The organism is Paraburkholderia caballeronis (assembly GCF_900104845.1).
In the GTDB taxonomy this organism is placed as follows: Bacteria; Pseudomonadota; Gammaproteobacteria; order Burkholderiales; family Burkholderiaceae; genus Paraburkholderia; species Paraburkholderia caballeronis.
In genome coordinates, this window is record NZ_FNSR01000001.1 from 1,940,489 (window position 1) to 1,958,388 (window position 17,900).

A 17,900-nucleotide genomic window follows, 5' to 3' on the forward strand; every position below is an offset into this window, starting at 1 on the left:
GTCACATCTGCGATTGCAGGTAGTTCTGCAATCCTGTCTTGTCGATCAGACCGATCTGCTTCTCCAGCCAGTCCGTGTGATCTTCCTCGGTATCGGCCAGCATGGCGCGGAGAATTTCCCGCGTCTGGTAGTCGTTGACCTGCTCGCAATACGCGATGACTTCACGAAGGTGCGCGACGACCTTCAGTTCGAGTTCGAGATCGTTCGCCATCATCTCGGGAACTGACTTGCCGATGGTGAGCGGGTCGCGCTTCGACAGATCCGGGACGCCCTCCAGGAACAGGATGCGCGCGATCAGCTGCGACGCGTGATCGAGTTCTTCGGCCATCTCGTGAGCCACGTGCTCGTGGAGCTTCGGAAGCCCCCAATAGGCGTACATCCGCGCGTGAGTGAAGTATTGGTCGGCTGCGGTCAATTCGCCCGCCAGCAGCGCATTCAGATGGGCGAGGACTTTCTTGTCACCTTTCACGGCTTCTCCTTGTTCGTCCGGGGCAGACGGTCGTTTGGTCCAAACGAGCTTACAGACGGGCTGCCGGAGAAAGGCGCGGCGGGCGGTAGCGCAGGGGGCGGTGGAAAGACGCAGGTCATAGGGGCGGGGGGATGCGTAGCAACATCGAACTGCACTGCGAGCCGTATCGCCAGTTGACGGCGCTGCTTTTGCGACCTCGCCGCCGACGCGACGGTTCAGTTTTGGTCCGGTGGCGTTCATCGAGGATGGTTCTCCGGCGCTTCACCGAGAATCACGACGGCGCGATGCCTCGCGCGCTGCTGTTCCGTATCCGCATCGTGACGAACCCCTCGTGTAAGCGAACAGAATCCGTGGACAACCATGCAGGCTCGACATCGCCCGCTTCAAGCCTTGCTCGCCGCCGCCTCAAGCGCATCGTCGAGCCGGTCGTTACCCCAGTACATATCCTTGCCGACAAAAAACGTCGGCGCGCCGAACACGCCGCGTTCCCGCGCGGTCTGCGTCGCGGCGCGCAGCCGTTGACGGTTCTCGTCGCTGACGGCCGCGTCGAGAATCGCCCGGGCCGGCAGCCCGAGCCGGTCGAGTATCTCGGTGGCGACTTCCGGCGTATCGACGTCGCGATCCTCGCCATAGTTGAGCCGCATGATCTCGCGGCACCACGCCGGCTGCCACGGCTCGCCTTCGCCCAGCACCGCAATGCGCGCCGGCAGTACCGCGCGCCGCGGAAACACCGTCGGCTGCCGCCACGGCAGACCGTACCTGCGGCATTGGCGCTGCATGTCCTGCCATACGTACGCGCCTTTTTCCTTCTGCACGACGAACGGCGGCGCGTCCCAGCCGAGCGCGTCGAAGATCGGCCCGAGCATGAACGGACGCCACGCCACCGCGACGCCCGCGCGCAACGCGGCGTCCTCGATGCGCATCACGCTCAGGTAACTGTAGATGCTGCTGAGATCGAACCAGAATTCGATCGACGGCGGTTGCGGCGACGACATCGGCAATGTCTCCTGTTCGTTGCGGCGTCGCGCGACACGCGCGCGATGCGTTTACCGGATCAGCCGATGATACCGTCGGCGACCGCGCCGGTCATTCGCCGCCGGCCCGAGTCGCGTTGGTCGCACCGGCCGCCGCTGCGGACGTTGCAGCGGGCGACGACGCGCCGGCGTCGGTACCGACCGGCGGATTCCCCATCGCCTGAAAGAGCGCGGCGGTATCGGACAGCCGCGCGCCCCGATAGCGGATCTCGTCGAGCCGCGCGTTGCGCCATTGCTGTTCGCTGACGCGCACCGACGAATACGGCACCGCGCCTAGCCGGTAACGTTCGACCGTTTCGTCATGGACGGTTTCCGCGAGCCGCGCGGACCGGCTGGACGCATCGAGCGCCTGCGCGTCGTGATCGAGCGCGGCCAGCTGGTCCGCGACGTTCTGGAACGCGGTGAGCACCGTTTGCCGGTACGAATCGTTCGCGGCTTCGTACGACGCGAGCGCCGCGCGCCGCTGCGCGAGCAGCGCGCCGCCGTGAAAGATCGGCTGCGTGAGCGACGCGCCGATGCTCCACAACGCGCCCGCGCCCGACGTCGCGGCGGGCCACGTGAGCCCGGCCTGGCCGATCGCGGCGGACAGCGTGATGCTCGGGAACATCTGCGCGGTCGCCGCGCCGACGTCGGCGGCCGCGGCCTTCAGCGCGGCGTCCGCCGCCTGGATGTCGGGCCGCGCCTTCAGCAGTTCCGACGGCACGCTGACCGGCACCTGTTCCGGCAGCGCAATGCCGGCGAGGTCGAGGTCCGGCGGCGCGTTGTTTGGCGTGCGGCCGAGCAGCACCGCGAGCGCGTGGCGCGTCGCGATCCATTGCTGGCGCAGCGCCGGCAGGCTCGCGGCGATCGCGTCGGCGTTCTGCTGTGCGCTGAGCGCGTCCGCGTGCGACACCGCGCCGAGGTCGTAACGCTGGCGCTGGTCGTCGGCCTGTCCGCTGGCGAGCGCGAGCAGCCGCCCGGTCGTGTCGATCTGCGCGTGCAGCGTCGCCGAGCCGATCGCGGCGGTCACGATGTTCGCGGCGAGCGAACGCCGCGCGGCGTCGAACTGGAACGCCTGCATGTCGAAGCGCGACAGCAGCGCGGCGTTGTTCAGCCGCGTCGCGCCGAACAGGTCGAACGTGTATTGCACCTGCACGAGCCCGGCGAACAGGTCGTTTTCGAGCTTGTCGACGCCGAGCGCCGGAATGCCCGGCGAGCGTTGCCGCGCGGCGATGCCGAGCGCGTCGACGGTCGGCAGGATCGAACTGCCGACCTGCGCGCGCAACTGCTCGCGCGCCGCGTTCAGGCTGTGCTGCGCGGCCGCGAGGTTGGGGCTGTTGCGCAGCCCTTCGTCGACGAGCGCGTTCAACGCGTCGGAGCGGTACAGCGTCCACCACTGCGGCACCGGCGGCGCGCCGACGACGAACTGTTGCGATACGCCTTGCGCGGCGACCGTGCGTTCCGGCTGCGGCTCGGCACCGTAATGCGCGGGCTGCGGCATCGCGGGCGGCGCGCCGCCCGGCCCGAATGCGCACGCGGCGAGCAGCAGTGCGGCGGATGCCGCCGCGAGCGCGGCGCGAGGAAATGGCGCTTTGGGCGCGGGTGCAATGTCGCTTGCGTCTCGCTGGGCAGCATCGTCCGCGCAGCCGAAACGTGAGTTGGCCTTTATCGCCTCGTAACGAACAGAGAACCGAAGCCGCTTCATGATGCCACTCCATCGTCCGACGGCCCGCGTGGTTCGCCGGTCTCGCTCGCTTTCACCCGAAACGCGGTCGCGTACAGCGCGGGCAGGAAGAACAGCGTCAGCACGGTCGCGCTCGTGATGCCGCCCATCAGCGCGGTCGCCATCGGCCCGAAGAAGTTCGAGCGCAACAGCGGGATCAGCGCGAGCACCGCGGCCGCCGCGGTCAGCGTGATCGGGCGGAAGCGCCGCACTGTCGCGCCGACGATCGCGTCGAAACGCGGATGGCCGGCGCGGATGTCCTGCTCGATCTGATCGACGAGGATCACCGAGTTGCGCATGATGATGCCGAACATCGCGATCACGCCGAGCATCGCGACGAAGCCGAACGGCTCGCGGAACACGAGCAGCGCGAACACGACGCCGATCAGCCCGAGCGGCGCGGTCAGCACGACCATCATCACGCGCGCGAAGCTCTGCAACTGGATCATCAGCAGCGTCAGCACGGCGATCACGAAGATCGGAATCTGCGCGTTGATCGACGCCTGACCCTTCGCGCTTTCCTCGACCGAGCCGCCGACCTCGATCCGGTACCCGGCCGGCAGCGACGCGCGCACGGCTTGCAGCCGGCCTTCGACGACGCGCGTCACGTCGATGCCCTGCGCGCCGCCGATCACGTCGGCCTGCACGGTGATGGTCGGCTGGCGGTCGCGTTCCCAGATCACGCCGTATTCGAGGCTGTTCACCAGATGGCCGAGCGAGCCGAGCGGCACCGGACCGTTGGGCGTCGGCAGCGCGAGCGTCAGCACGCGCTCGGGATCGACGCGCTCGTTTTGCGGCGCGCGCAGATCGACGCCGATCAGCTTGTCGCGTTCGCGATATTGCGTGACGGTGTAGCCGGACAGCGTCATCTGCAGGAAATTCGCGACGTCCTGCGACGACACGCCGAGCTGCCGCGCGCGCTGCTGGTCGATCTCGAAGTGCAGCGAGCGTTCGGCGGGCTCGTCCCAGTCGAAGTTCACGTTGTCGGTGCCGGGCGTCGCGCGCATCACCGACGCGACGCGCGTTGCGATCTCGCGCACGGTCGCGATCTCGTTGCCGCTCACGCGGAACTGCACCGGATAACCGACCGGCGGCCCGTTTTCGAGCCGCGAGAGCCGCGTGCGGATCGCGGGGAAGTCGTTGCGCAGTTTCGGCGCGAACCACGCGGCGAGTTTCTCGCGATCCTCGACCGACTTCGCGGTAATGACGAACTGCGCGAAGTTCGGCTGCTGCAACTGCTGGTCGAGCGGCAGGTAGAAGCGGGGCGCGCCGGTGCCGACGAAGTTCACGAAATGATCGATTTCCGGGCGGCCATCGAGCGCCTGTTCGAGACGTTTCGTCTGCCGCAGCGTCGCGTCGAACGATGCGCCTTCGGGCAGCCGCACGTCGACGAGCAGTTCGGAGCGGTCCGAACTCGGGAAGAACTGCTGCGGCACGCGCGTGAAGCCGAACAGCGCGAGCACGAACAGCGCGATGGTCAGCGCGAGCACGAGCATGCGCCGCTCGACGCACCCCCGGATCCAGCCGCGCAGCCGCTGATAGAAACGCGTGTCGTAGATGTCGTGTTCGTGGTCGCCGGCTCCGGTTTCTTCGTGCGCGGCACGCCTGCGCTCCGGCAGCAGCCGGTAGCCGAGCAGCGGGATCAGCACGACTGCCGCGAACCACGACGCGATCAGCGCGATCGCGGACACCTCGAAGATCGAGCGCGTGTATTCGCCGGTGCTCGACTTCGCGAGCACGATCGGCAGGAAGCCGGACACGGTGACGAGCGTGCCGGTCAGCATCGGGAACGCGGTGCTCGTGTATGCGAACGCGGCGGCGCGCGTGCGGTCCCAGCCCTGTTCGAGCTTCACCGCCATCATCTCGACCGCGATGATCGCGTCGTCGACGAGCAGCCCGAGCGCCAGCACCAGCGTGCCGAGCGACACCTTGTGCAGCCCGATGTCGAACAGGTTCATCATCAGCGACGTGATCGCGAGCACGATCGGAATCGAGATCACGACGACCATCCCGGTGCGCACGCCGAGCGACACGAGGCTCACGAGCAGCACGATGCCGACCGCCTCGGCCACCGCCTCGACGAAGTCGTCCACCGAGCGCGACACCGCGTCCGGCATGCTCGACACCTCGACGAGCTTCAACCCGGCCGGCAACTGCGCGCGTAGCTGCGCGACGCGCGCATCGAGCGCGCGGCCGAGCCGGATCACGTCGCCGCCCGGCTGCATCGTCACGCCGACGCCGAGCACGGCTTGGCCTTCGAAGCGCATCTGCGTTTTCGGCGGGTCCTCGTAACCGCGCCGGATCGTGGCGATGTCGCCGAGCCGAAACGAGCGGCCGTTCACGTGGATCAGCGTGTCCGCGAGCGCGCGCAGGTCGGTGAACTGGCCGCTCGGACGCACGAACACGCGGTCGTCGGCGGTCGTCAGCGTGCCGGCCGGCGACACGCTGTTCTGCGCGTTCAGCGCGTCGCCGATCTGCGTCGGTGAGATGCCGAGTCGCGTCAACTGGGTGTTCGGAATCTCGATGAAGATCCGCTGGTCGGGGTCGCCGAAATAATCGACCTTCGCGACGTTCGGCACGCGCAGCAGTTCGGCGCGCAGCGTGTCCGCGTAGTCGTGCAGTTGCGCGGGCGAAAAGCCGTCGCCTTCGAGCGTGTAGATGTTCGTGTAGACGTCGCCGAATTCGTCGTTGAAGAACGGCCCCTGCACGCCGGCCGGCAGCGTCGTTGCGATGTCGCCGACCTTCTTGCGCACCTGGTACCACGTTTCGCGCACTTCGCTGACCGGCGCGGAGTCCTTCATCGTGAAGAACACCAGCGATTCGCCGGGCCGCGAATAGCTGCGCAGGAAGTCGATGTACGGCGTCTCCTGCAGCTTGCGGCCGATGCGGTCGGTCACCTGGTCCTGCACCTGGCGCGCGGTCGCGCCGGGCCAGAAGGTCTGGACCACCATCACGCGGAACGTGAACGGCGGGTCTTCGGACTGCGACAGCCGCGTATAGGACAGCGCGCCGAACAGCGTCGCGAGCGCGACGAGGAACACGACCAGCGCCTGGTGGCGCAGCGCCCATGAGGACAGGTTGAAACGCCCCTCGCGTTGGGGGGGGCTCATGACGCGAAGTCCTCGGGATGCAGCGGCGGCACCGGCCGCACCTTCTCGCCGGCGTTGACCGTGTGCACGCCTTGCAGCACGATGCGCTCGCCGTTGGCGAGACCCGACGACACGGTGATCGTGCGCGCGTCGTAGCGCGTCACCGCGATGCGCCGCAGTTCGAGCACGTTGTCGGCGCGCACGATCCACAGCGCGGGCGCATTGCCGTCGTGGAACAGGGCGGTCGCCGGCACCGTGAACGTCGCGCCGGCCGATGCGGTGTTCGCCGCGAGGATCACGTTCGCGGTCATCCCGAGCCGCACGTCGCCGTCCGGGCGATCGAGCGTGAGGTTCGCGCGCCACGTGCGGCTTTGCGGATCGGCGGCAGCCGCGAGTTCGCGCACGTGCGCGGCATAAGTGCGGCCCGGCAGCGCGGGCAGAATGACCTGCGCGGCCTCGCCGGCGCGCAGCGCGGCGATCACGTTCTCGGGCAGGTTGCAGACGACGTCGATGTCGCCGGACCACGCGAGGTTGTACACGGCCTGGCCGGCCTGCACGTTCTGGCCGGTGTCCGCGTTCTCGGCGGTGATCGTGCCCGCGTGCGTCGCGACGAGTTCGGTGTAGCGGCGCTGGTTCTGCGCGAGCGACCACTGTTGCTGCGCCTGGGTGCGGGCGGCGTCCGCGGACGCGTAGGAGTCCTGGGTCTGCTCCAGCTGCGCGCGCGCGATCAGGTTCGCGTTGGCTTGCGCGGTATCGCGGTCCAGTTGCTGTTTAGCGAACTGGTAGCGATGCTGCGCGGCGTCGAGCTGCGCCTGTGCGCTCGCGAGGTTCTTGTCGTAATCCGAAGGATCGAGCCGCGCGACGACCTGGCCGTTTTTCACGCTGTCGCCGAGCCGCACGCTGCGCTCGACGATCTTGCCCGCGACGCGAAACGACAGCGGCGTCGAATAACGCGCCTGCAGTTCGCCGGGGAACGACGCGCTGCCCGCGCGCTGGTCGGCATGCACGACCGCGGAGACGACGGGCCGCGGTTCGGGGGCGGCGGGCGCGTGCTTGTCGCACGCGGCGAGCAGCAGCGAGCCGCACAGCGCGAGCGCGCCGGCGACGCGCCGCAGTTCCTTCGCATTGCCCGATGGCCGGCGGGACTGCCGGTGCGCGATGCCGGATGCGCTACGACCGCAACGATTCACATGAACCTCGATACGCAGGGGGCGAACGGACCCGCAGTCGTGCGGCGAACCTGGTCGCGCCGTGGCCGGTGTCCGCCCGGGCATGCAGCGCACAGGCGGGCCTCGGCCCATGGATGATGAGGCGGATTCTAATACACCCTTGTATCTGGATGCAAAGATGTATTTTCATGCCCGATAGATGCTAGACTCGCGAGCATGAAACGTACACGACTCACGCGCGAACAGAGCCGCGAGCAGACGCGCGAGCGCCTGCTCGACGCCGCGCAGGCGATGTTCACCAAAAAAGGATTCATCGGCGCGAGCGTCGAGGATATCGCGCTGGCGGCCGGTTATACGCGCGGGGCGTTCTATTCGAACTTCAGCGGCAAGGCGGAACTGTTCGTCGAACTGCTGAGGCGCGATCACGAAACGATGCAGGCCGGCCTGCACGCGATCTTCGATACGCCGGCGCCGCGCGAGGAAATGGAAGCGCGTGTGCTGGCGTACTACAGCCTGCTGGCGCAGAACAACAAGGCGCTCGTGCTGTGGGTCGAGGCGAAGCTGCTCGCGACGCGCGACGCGCGCTTCAGGACGCGCTTCAACGCGTTCATGAAGGAAAAGCGCGAGGAGTTGAAGGCGTATATCGAGGAGTTTTCGGCGCGCGTCGGCACGCCGCTGCCGCTGCCGCCGGACGTGCTGGTGGTCGGGCTCATCGGGTTGTGCGACGGCGTGCAGTTCCTCGCGGCCGGCGATCCGCAGCAGATCACGCAGCCGCTCGTCGAGCAGGTGCTGTCGGTGTTTTTCTCGCGCGTGGTGTTCGGCCGCGATCCGTGAGCGGGGCGGCTTGCCGTCCTTGCGGTGCCTAGCCGCTGACGCCCGGCCCGTAGTTGCTGCCGATCAACTGCGTAACCGACTCGATGTCGCGATAGTCCTGCTCGGGCAGCCCGTCGAGGATCGCGAGCACTTCGTTGCTCGCGCCGGCCGCGCTCGCGGCGTCGACGATCTCATCCTTGTTCGCGGGCCATTGCACTTCGCGCAGCACGTCGCTGAACTGCAGGTCGATCGGCTCGTCGGGAATGCGGGAAGCGGGCATGCTGATGTCCTCGATTGCAGAGTGGGGTCGTCGTGGTCCGAGCATACACGATCCGGCGCGCGGCCCGCGTGCGGGCAGACGTCGGCAATCAACGTCGGCAGTCAGCATGGGAAGAGTCGGCGAGATGTCAGGTCTGCTGGTGCAGGTCCGGGGCCATCGAGCGGTCGAGGCGGCGCGACTTCGGCAGTTTCAGGTACTCCCAGCGTTGCGGGCCGGGACTGGATGCGGCGGGCACGTCGGGCGCGGGCGGCGCGACCGGCACGTCGAGCAGGTAACGCTGCGCGGCGACCGCGGGGGCGGCGGTCGGCTGGGCAGCGGGAATTTCCCGTGCGGTGTGGCTCGGTGCGGCGAAGCACGATGCCGACAGCAGCGCGGCGGTCAACAGCGTCGAGGTTTTCATCACTCGACCTCCTCTCTCAAGCGGCCCGCGCAATACAGCAAGCATTGTGCCGTCGCGATCGGCGGCCGCGCGACGATGCCGGCGGGATTCGCCGGACCATGCCGCGGCAGGTGCTTCATCATCGCAGTAAACGGATGCGTGCGTCGCGAACGGACGTACTTTTATTCGCGTATCCGATATGAACGAGCCGGGCCGCCATAACGAAGCGGCCATAACGCAGCCGCTATCAGCGCAATCCGTCGAAGCGCGTCCACGGCCACGACGGCCGGTCGCGCATGTAGCCGTTCAGCCAGTTCCATTGCGGATGGTGCTTCATGAACGACTGCGCATCGAACGCGCGGCCGCACGGGTGGCCCCAGCGCGCCCAGAACGCGAGGCCGCGCGCCATCTCGCTGTCGACGACCTTGCCGTCGTTCGCGCCCCACGGATTGAACGGCCCAGGGTCCGAGCCGCCGAAACGCGCGTCGTCGAGTTCGAGGTGGCCGCAGATCGTCCGCGAGCACGGATTGTCGTTGCGGTCCAGATAGACGTCGTGATGGTCCGCGATCATTTCTTTCGCGACTTCCACGTCGATCCTGCCATGGTGCAATTCGGCCAGTTGCATGAAGCGCAGCCGGCGCGCGCCGTTGCGGCGCACGTCGGTGTAGTCGTCGCCTTCGCCCACGCACTCCTGGTTGCGGATCTTCAGGTCGGTCGCCGCGTTGAAGCCGCTGAAGAAACCGTCCGTCGTGCGCTCGAATCCCGCGTGCTGGAGGCCCAGTTCGTAGCGCGCGATCTCGCCGGTGTTTGCATCGCCGAGCAGCCAGCTATTTGCATAACCGCCGTTGTTCGCGACCGAGAACATCTCGCACCATTCGCCGATGCTGCGCGCGTATTGCGTCGCGCGCCGCGACCGGTAGAACTCCGGCGCGCCGGACGCGCGATAGCCGACGAAGTTCGAAATCGTCGTCTCGGTAATCATCAGCCCGGCGGACGTGACGCAGAAGTCGGTGAGGCTGGCGATGCAGCCCGGCAGCCCTTGCATCAGGATGCGGTGGCCGGTGTCGGGCACGATGTCGAACACGACGTTGAACGCATCGCCGGCCGCGTAGCGGTCCCACGAGTTGTGCGCCATCACGATGCGGCCGTCGCGGGTCGCGCTGCCGGTCGCGATGAACGCGCTGCAATGGTGGCCGCGCCGGCCGCGCCACGGCTTCGCCGCGAGTTGCGGCTGCTGCGCGGCCGCGTGGTGAGTCGGCCACCAGCCTTGCAGCAGGTCCATGTAGCCGTTCCACGCCAGCACTTCGGCGAACGGCAGCTTCGCGCCGTCCGCGATGCCCTGGATTTCGTCTGCGAATTCGGCGTCGAGCTTCGGCGCGAACTGCGAAACGGCGGCCTTCACGAACGTGTCGAAGTCCTCGCCGGTGTCCCACCTGGCCAGATGGCGCGCGGTGCGGATCGCATTGCGGATCTCGTTCGCGAGCAACTGGCCGTGCTGTTCGCCGCGGTCGTACGGTTCGCCTTCGAGGTGGACGAAGATCCAGCCCGCATGGTCGCGGCGCACGGCATCGATGGACGGTTCGCTCATCTTCGCTCCGGTATGACCGCTGGGTTGAAACCGCCGCGCGGCTGGTGTTCATTGTAGAAAATCCGGCGGTCTTTTGGCGCGCAGCGGGTGGGGTGTGCCGTGCGACGTGTGCGGGAGGGGGGCTGGGAACATCGCTTGCGCGGGCATCCGAACGACGCGCGACAAACGAACGGCCGGAAGCCGGACAGGGCCGCGAACCGAAGGCTCGCGGAAACGCCGAACCACCTACCGCGCCGGATTCATCCGCTGATAGGCATCGAGCAACGCGGTCTTGTACACGACCCCGGCAAGCAGCGGCTCGCGCGCGCTCTCGATCACCGGCAGCCGCTCGCCCTGGAACGCCATGAAGTGCTGCAAGCCGACCGCGAGCGGCATGTCCGGCGTCAGCACGTCGAAGTGCGGCTGAAGATAGTCCGCGGCGGTCCGGCTCGACGTGTCGCGTCCTTCGAGCAGGTCCGACGTGATGTCCTTCAGCGCGACCGCGCCGACGAAGCGCCCGGCATCGTCCGTCACGTACAGGTACTTGACCGGATATTCGAGGAACACGCGCGTCATCTCGCGCACGGTCGCGCCGGTCGTCACGACGGTGTCGGCCGGGCGGATCAGCTCGCGCATCTGCGTCGAGCGCAGCCGCAGGCGCTCCGCTTCCTCGCGGTTGCGATGCAGCGTGATCTCGTACATCGACGCGTTGCCGGTCGAGCGCGCGACGAAATACGCGACCACGCACGCGAGCATCAGCGGCAGCATCACCTGATAGCTGAGCGTCATCTCGAAGATCATCAGGATCGCCATCAACGGCGCCTGGGTCGCGCCCGCGAGGAACGCGCCCATCCCGACCATCGCATACGCATACGGCTCGGACGTGCCGTGCGGCCATAGCGCGTGCATCCCCTGGCCGTACAGCGAGCCGAGCACCGCGCCGACGAACAGCGTCGGCGTGAACACGCCGCCGATCGCGCCGGAACCGACCGTCGCGGCGGTCGCCACCAGCTTGAACACGAGCACCGTCGCGAGCGCGGTCCACGTCCACGGCGAATGCAGGATCGAGTTCACGACGCTGTAGCCGTTGCCCCAGACCTCGGGCACCCACACCGATAGCACGCCGACCACGAGGCCGCCGGCCGCGAGCGTGACCGGCAGCGGCGTCGGCAGCCGCGCGAAGCCGGCCTTCGACGCATCGAGCAGCCGCAGGAACTGCGGCGCGAGCGCCCCGCACAGCAGCCCGAGCCCGACGAACAGGAACACCTCGACGCCGGCGACAGCCGGGAACACCGGCATCTCGTATGGCGGCCGGTAGCCGGCGAACTCGCGCATCGTGATGTTCGCGACGACCGACGCGACGACGATCGGCCCGAAGCTCTCCATCGCGAGCGAGCCGAGCACGATCTCGGTGACGAAAAACGCGCCGGCGATCGGCGCGTTGTACGCGGACGTGATGCCGGCCGCCGCGCCGCACGCGACGAGCAGGCGCAGCCGCGGCGGATCGAAGTGGACCCAGCGGCCGATCAGCGACGCGGCGAGCGCCGCCAGTTGCACCATCGGGCCTTCGCGGCCGATCGAGCCGCCGGTCGCGATCGTGAACAGCGACGACACGCTGCGCCAGAGGCTGCGGCCGACCGGCATCGCGCCGTCGCCGATCGCGACCGCCTCGACGTAGTCGGTGTGGATCGGCGCGCCGCTGCCGCCGCCGCGGTTCATGCGCCGCGCGACGAGCAGCACCAGCCCCGCGACGAAACCGCCGGCCGCGGGCATCCAGATCCGCGTGGTCCACGGCAGGCGGCGCGCCATCTCGACGAAGCTGCCGTCGGTGCCGGTGAGCGCGCGTTGCAACAGCGCGATTCCCTCGCGGAACAGCACCGTCGCGCATGCGCCGGCGACGCCGACGATCACCGACCAGATCAGCATCGTGTGCGCGTCGGACAGGCGAAAAAGGTCGCGTGCGCGGGTGCGCAGTTTCAGCAGGAATGACAGCACGGCGGGCAGGGCGAAAGGTTGGGGGAGCGGCGCCGGGCGCAAGAATAGCATCGCGCCCGGGCCGTGCGTAGCCGTGCAGGAGGCGGCGGAGGCGCCGCGCGGCATGGACCTAGCGCACCGCCTTGTCGAGTTCCGGGTAGTGCCGGAAGATGCCGCTCTCGTTGAACGGTATGCGCCGGCCGGACGCCGCGTAGGCGGCGATGTTCGGCCGCTTCGCGACCGCGTCGTGCAGCGCGACCACGTGCGGATAGTGGTCCGCGAAGTGTTTCGTTGCCTTCGGGAACGCGTAGCGCAGCCCTTCGACGATCTGGAACATCGACAGATCGACGTACGAAAGCGCGTCGCCGACCATGTGGCGTTTGTGGCCGTCCGGGTTTTGCAGCAGCACGCGCTCGAAGTAATGCATGAACTTCGGAATCCGATGCTGGATGAAGTCCGATGCACGCGCCTTCGCTTCGTCCTTCTGATCCTCGTAGTACAGGTTGCCCGAAATCGGATGATGGGTGTCGTGCGCCTCGGTCACGAGGTCCGCGATCGTCAGTTGCAGGCCGTTCGCGACGTAGCGCAGCCCCTCGTCCTTCGGCGCGAGCCCGAGTTTCGGGCCGAGATAGAACAGGATGTTCGCGGTCTGCGGCACGATCAGGTCGCCGTCCTTCAGGAACGGCGGCGCGTACGGCGGATGCGGTTCGCTGCGGCTGTCGAGCAGCGCCATCATCGCGCCGGTGCCCAGCCCGTCCTGCTCCGGCCCGCGCGTGACGTCGACATAGTCGGCTTGCGCTTCCTCCAGCGCGAGCCGCACGAATTCGCCCCGGCCTTGCAGGCCGTCCCAGTAATACAGTTCGTATGCCATCGGTGCTCCTTCCATGAAGGCGCCTGCAACAGGCCAGACCGCACAGTATCGCGCGCCAAGCGCGGTTGTGGCGCGGACGTGCGACGGTGCGGGGGCGGCGAGGTGCGGCGCGAGGTTCGACGTGTTTGCCAGGGCGGTTGTGGCGCGGCGCGATCGGGTTGCCTCGTCCACGGTCGCGCGGCGCACGCGGGTCGACGCGGCGGCGGCTGGCGCGTTGGCCGGTACGACGGCCGGCGTGATCGCTCCGCCCACTTCGACGGCCACGCGATTCGCACGCGCCGCACCGTTCGTATCGTTCGCACCGGCCATCGCAATCGCCCGCCACAACGCAGCAAGCCCCGCACCCGGCGGGGCCTGCTGCCCGACGCGCCGCGGCGCGCGGACCGGTCGTCATCCGAACAGCCGCTCCACCGCCCACGTGATCCCGAGTCCGCCGGCGATCAGCCACACATACAGGATCAGCCCGGTGGTCAGCGCGCGCGGGCCGGCCTCGCGGATCTGCGATACGCGGGTTTCGATGCCGAGCGCGGTCATCGCCATCGTCAGCGCGAACGTGTCGAGGGTGTTCGCCGTGTCGGTCGCGACGGCCGGCAGCACGTGCAGGGAGTTCACGACGACGAGCATCAGGAAGCCGAGCGCGAACCACGGCACCGCGAGCTTGCGGCTGCCCTGCGCGTGGTGCGCGCCTTCCGCTACGCGGCCGCGCGCCGGGCGGTTCAGCCACACGCCGAGCGCGAGCAATACCGGCACGAGCAGCATCACGCGGGTCATCTTCACGATCGTCGCGATGTGCGTCGCTTCCGGGCTCACGTTGCTCGCCGCGCCGACGACCTGCGCGACCTCGTGGATCGTGCCGCCGAAGAAGAGGCCCGCGCCGAGCGTGTCCAGATGCAGCCAGCCGGCGCGGTACAGCAGCGGGTACAGGAACATCGACAGCGTGCCGAACAGCACGACGCTGCCGACCGCCATCGCGCTCGTGTGCGGCTTCGACTGCAGCGTCGATTCGAACGCGAGCACCGCGGCCGCGCCGCAGATCGCGCTGCCGGCGGCGGTCAAAAGCGCGGTGTCGCGGTCGAGTTTCATCACCTTCATGCCGACCCACGTGCCGATCGCGAGCGTGCCGACGACGATCGCGACCGATTCGACGAGGCCGGGCAGGCCGACCTGCGCGATTTCCTGCAGGCTCACGCGCAGCCCGAAGAAGCCGACCGCGATCCGCAGCAGCTTGCGCGCGGAGAAGTTGACGCCGGCGGCCCAGCTTTCGGGCATGCCGTCGCGCAGCGCGTTGCCGTAGATCGTGCCGGCGACGATGCCGACGATCAGCGGGCTGATGCCGAGCCCGGCGATCGCCGGCAGCGAGGCGACGCGGGTGACCGCGGCGGCGAACAGCGCGACGAACAGCACGCCGTTCAACTGGCCGCGGGTGGAAGGCAGCGGATGGGCAAGGGTAGGGGACGAGGTGGACATGACGGTTCAGGTCGGTTGTCAGCGAATGGCCTAATCCTAATTCGCGTATATCAATATGAAAAATCGTGATTTGCGACGTAAAATATCGGCTGATCTGATAGATTTAGAAGATGACCCCGGAGCAACTGATAACCTTTGCCGTCGTCGCCGAGCAGCGGAACATCAGCCGCGCGGCGCTCGAACTGCATCTGTCGCAGCCGGCGGTGTCCGGGCAACTGCGGCTGTTGCAGGAGGAATTCGGCGAGCCGCTGTACCAGCGCGACGGCCGCGGCGTGCGGCTCACGCCCACCGGCGAGCAACTGGCCGTCTACGCGGCGCGGCTGCGCGACACGTGGCGCGACGCGCACGCGTTCCGCGACGCGCTGCGCGGGCTGGAGCGCGGCACGCTGAGGATCGGCGCGAGCACGACGCCGGCGAGTTATCTGCTGCCCTATCTGATCGCCGCGTTTCACCGTCAATATCCGGAGGTCCGGCTGGAGACCGCGAGCGGCAACACGTCCGACGTGGTCGGGATGCTCGGCTCGCTCGACGTCGCGATGATCGAAGGGCCGGTCGGCGCGCAACTGCCGCCGGACACGGCGGTGCATCCGTGGCGCGACGACGAGATCGTCGCGATCGTGCCGCGCGGGCATCCGCTGGCGGCGGACCCGCAGGAAACCGTCGTCACGCTCGACGCGCTCGGCGCGCACCCGCTGGTGCTGCGCGAGGAAGGCTCGGGCGTGCGGCAGATCGTCGAGCGCGCGTTCGCGCGCGCGGCGGTGCCGATGCGCGTCGCGCTCGAAATCGCGGGCGTCGAGGGCGTGAAGGAGGCGGTGCGCGCGGGGATGGGGATCGGTTTCGTGTCCGCGATGTCGATGCGGCACGAGGACAGCGCACTGTGCCGGCTGCGGCTCGGCCCGGTACCGCTCGCGCGGCGCTTCTCGATCCTCGTGCCGCACGTGCGCGCGGCGTCGCGCGTCGCGCAGCGTTTTCTCGACCTGTGCATGCAGGACGCGGCGCCGGACTGACGTCCAGGGATTTCCACAATGGCGCGCCAGGCCGCGCCGGCGCACTATCCGCCAAACTTCACTGGCGCTGACGCGCCTTTTTTCTGGATCGATCTGGAACCGGTTCCAGGCGAGATCGGGCGAAGTGGCGACACGGCAGGCATGACGGGCAGGACGGCAATGACGGAAGTGGCAATAGTGGCGAGCGCGTTCGGCGCGGAGACGATCCGGCGCGACGGACACGCCGCGTGGATCGACGCGGCGCGGCGCGCGGGCGCGGCGGCGTTCGAGGTGCGGCGCGAACTGATGGCCGACGCGGACGTGAATAACGACGCGCTGGCCGCGCTCGGCGCGCGGATCGCCGGCGCGGGCCTGTGGCCGGTCTGGTCGACGCCCGACACGTTGTACCGCGACGACGGCGCGCTCGACGAAGCGGCGCTGCGCGCGGCGCTCGATCACGGCCGCGCGCTCGGCGCGCGTTTCGCGAAGCTGCAACTGGGCGCTTTCGCCGGTGACGCGCACGCGGCGCAACTCGCCGCCGTGCTCGCGCAAACGGGCGGCGACGGCCGTTTGCGCGTCGTCGTCGAGAACGGCCAGTTGGCCCAGGGCGGCACGCTCGCGCAGTTCGTCGCGCTGTTCCGCGCGCTGGACAACTCGCCGGAGATGAACGCGCGCCGCGCGATCGGCATGACGTTCGACATCGGCAACTGGCAGTGGCCCGGCGAGCCGCTGCTGCTCGCGGCCGCGGCGCTCGCGCCGTACGTCGAGTACGTGCATTGCAAGGCGGTGACGGGAACCGGCGCGCGGCGCTTCGCGACCGCGCCGGCCGCCGACGATCCGCTGTGCCGCGCCGCGTTCGCCTGGCTGCCGCCCAGGGCGCCGCGCGGCATCGAATTTCCGTTCGATCCGCTTCGCGTCGCGGACGACGCCGCGCGTTATGTCGGATGGCTCGCCGCCGCTTGACCGCGCACCGATCGCCGGACCTCGCATCAGACCCATCCGTACACCAGCAGGAGCGCATTGCATGACCGCATCACTCGATGTCATCACCTACGGCGAAGCGATGGCGATGTTCGTCGCGACCGAAGCCGGCCCGCTCGCGAGCGTGTCGCAGTTCGCCAAACGCGCGGCCGGCGCGGAGCTGAACGTCGCGACCGGGCTCGCGCGCCTCGGCTTCAAGGTCGGCTGGATGAGCCGCGTCGGCGCGGACTCGTTCGGCCAGTTCGTGCGCGACGTGCTCGCCGCCGAACGCATCGACGCGCGCGCGGTGACCACCGACGAGCGTTTCCCGACCGGCTTCCAGTTGAAGTCGAAGAGCGACGACGGCAGCGATCCGGCGATCGAGTATTTCCGCCGTGGCTCGGCCGCGAGCCGGCTGTCGCTCGACGACTACCGGGCCGACTACGTGCTCGGCGCGCGTCACCTGCATCTGAGCGGGGTCGCGCCGGCGATCTCCGAAAGCTCGCGCGAACTTGCGTTCAAGCTCGCGCGCGAGATGCGCGCGGCTGGCCGCACGATCTCGTTCGATCCGAACCTGCGGCCGACGCTGTGGCCGTCGCGCGAGACGATGGTCGCGACGCTGAACGAACTCGCCGCCTACGCGGACTGGGTGCTGCCGGGCCTCGGCGAAGGCCTCGTGCTGACCGGCTCGGACCGGCCCGACGAGATCGCGCGGTTTTATCTGGAGCGCGGCGCGCGCGGCGTGATCGTGAAGCTCGGCGCGGACGGCGCGTATTTCCGCACCGCGGACACGGAAGGCTTCGTGCGCGCGCAGCCGGTCGCGCGCGTCGTCGATACGGTCGGCGCGGGCGACGGCTTCGCGGTCGGCGTGATCAGCGCGCTGCTCGACGGGCGTTCGCTGCCGCAGGCGGTCGCGCGCGGCAACCGGATCGGCGCGCTCGCGGTGCAGGTGATCGGCGATTCGGAAGGCTTGCCGGATCGCGCGCGGCTGGACCGCCTCGAAGCAATGGATGCGCAGGAGCCGGCCGCCGCCGAAGCCGGCTGACCGGCGCGGCATACGTCTTGCCACGGCGGCGGCAGCGAACGGGCCATGAGCCACGACCCGCGCCGCCGCCAACGACTACCTCAAAGGAGACAACG

At 68.7% G+C, this 17,900-nt stretch carries 15 protein-coding genes; 4 read left to right on the plus strand and 11 right to left on the minus strand.

What is annotated here, in order from left to right:
- Position 1: 1 nt before the first annotated feature.
- The 5 genes from bfr to BLV92_RS08635 all read right to left on the minus strand — a co-directional run bounded on the left by bfr (position 2) and on the right by BLV92_RS08635 (position 7,409).
- Complete coding sequence (bfr, locus tag BLV92_RS08615) at positions 2–469, minus strand: bacterioferritin (protein ID WP_090544057.1); 468 nt, start codon at positions 467–469, stop codon at positions 2–4.
- Between the two features lie 383 nt (positions 470–852).
- Positions 853–1,464 carry a 2-hydroxychromene-2-carboxylate isomerase gene (locus tag BLV92_RS08620; RefSeq protein ID WP_090544059.1) on the minus strand — a complete coding sequence of 204 codons (612 nt, stop codon included), beginning with the start codon at positions 1,462–1,464 and terminating at the stop codon, positions 853–855.
- Positions 1,465–1,555: 91 nt separating this feature from the next.
- On the minus strand, positions 1,556–3,187 hold the full coding sequence (locus BLV92_RS08625; protein WP_090544061.1) for an efflux transporter outer membrane subunit: 1,632 nt from the start codon (positions 3,185–3,187) through the stop codon (positions 1,556–1,558).
- On the minus strand, positions 3,184–6,267 hold the full coding sequence (locus BLV92_RS08630; RefSeq protein ID WP_373681827.1) for an efflux RND transporter permease subunit: 3,084 nt from the start codon (positions 6,265–6,267) through the stop codon (positions 3,184–3,186). The genes BLV92_RS08625 and BLV92_RS08630 overlap by 4 nt, the downstream gene beginning before the upstream one ends.
- A gap of 44 nt (positions 6,268–6,311) precedes the next feature.
- Entirely contained in the window at positions 6,312–7,409 is a 1,098-nt protein-coding gene (locus BLV92_RS08635) for an efflux RND transporter periplasmic adaptor subunit (protein WP_244283816.1), read from the minus strand.
- A gap of 270 nt (positions 7,410–7,679) precedes the next feature.
- Here BLV92_RS08635 and BLV92_RS08640 point away from each other — a divergent pair, with 270 nt between their 5' ends.
- Positions 7,680–8,297 (plus strand): TetR/AcrR family transcriptional regulator, encoded by a 618-nt coding sequence (locus tag BLV92_RS08640; protein ID WP_090544067.1) that lies wholly within the window; start codon positions 7,680–7,682, stop codon positions 8,295–8,297.
- Positions 8,298–8,325: 28 nt separating this feature from the next.
- Here the strand turns inward: BLV92_RS08640 and BLV92_RS08645 are convergent, their stop codons facing one another.
- The 6 genes from BLV92_RS08645 to BLV92_RS08670 form a co-directional block, all read right to left on the minus strand.
- Positions 8,326–8,556, minus strand: coding sequence for a DUF2795 domain-containing protein (locus BLV92_RS08645; protein ID WP_090544069.1), 231 nt, complete (start codon positions 8,554–8,556; stop codon positions 8,326–8,328).
- 127 nt (positions 8,557–8,683) lie between these two features.
- Positions 8,684–8,956, minus strand: coding sequence for a hypothetical protein (locus BLV92_RS08650; RefSeq protein WP_090544071.1), 273 nt, complete (start codon positions 8,954–8,956; stop codon positions 8,684–8,686).
- Between the two features lie 226 nt (positions 8,957–9,182).
- Entirely contained in the window at positions 9,183–10,523 is a 1,341-nt protein-coding gene (locus tag BLV92_RS08655; RefSeq protein ID WP_090544073.1) for a C45 family autoproteolytic acyltransferase/hydrolase, read from the minus strand.
- Between the two features lie 225 nt (positions 10,524–10,748).
- Positions 10,749–12,497 (minus strand): ClcB-like voltage-gated chloride channel protein, encoded by a 1,749-nt coding sequence (locus BLV92_RS08660; RefSeq protein ID WP_090544075.1) that lies wholly within the window; start codon positions 12,495–12,497, stop codon positions 10,749–10,751.
- Between the two features lie 109 nt (positions 12,498–12,606).
- A complete protein-coding gene (locus BLV92_RS08665) occupies positions 12,607–13,347 on the minus strand; it encodes a glutathione S-transferase (protein WP_090544077.1) in 741 nt (246 codons plus the stop codon).
- Between the two features lie 390 nt (positions 13,348–13,737).
- The gene (locus BLV92_RS08670; protein WP_090544078.1) at positions 13,738–14,814 is read right to left on the minus strand and encodes a YeiH family protein; all 1,077 of its coding nucleotides are present in this window, start codon (positions 14,812–14,814) and stop codon (positions 13,738–13,740) included.
- Positions 14,815–14,924: 110 nt separating this feature from the next.
- Here BLV92_RS08670 and BLV92_RS08675 point away from each other — a divergent pair, with 110 nt between their 5' ends.
- The 3 genes from BLV92_RS08675 (at position 14,925) to BLV92_RS08685 (ending at position 17,805) form a co-directional block, all read left to right on the plus strand.
- Entirely contained in the window at positions 14,925–15,821 is an 897-nt protein-coding gene (locus BLV92_RS08675; RefSeq protein WP_090544080.1) for a LysR family transcriptional regulator, read from the plus strand.
- Between the two features lie 159 nt (positions 15,822–15,980).
- A complete protein-coding gene (locus BLV92_RS08680) occupies positions 15,981–16,763 on the plus strand; it encodes a TIM barrel protein (protein WP_090544082.1) in 783 nt (260 codons plus the stop codon).
- A gap of 61 nt (positions 16,764–16,824) precedes the next feature.
- Positions 16,825–17,805: a sugar kinase gene (locus tag BLV92_RS08685; protein ID WP_090544084.1), complete on the plus strand. Its 981-nt coding sequence runs from the start codon at positions 16,825–16,827 to the stop codon at positions 17,803–17,805.
- The last annotated feature ends 95 nt before the right edge of the window (positions 17,806–17,900 follow it).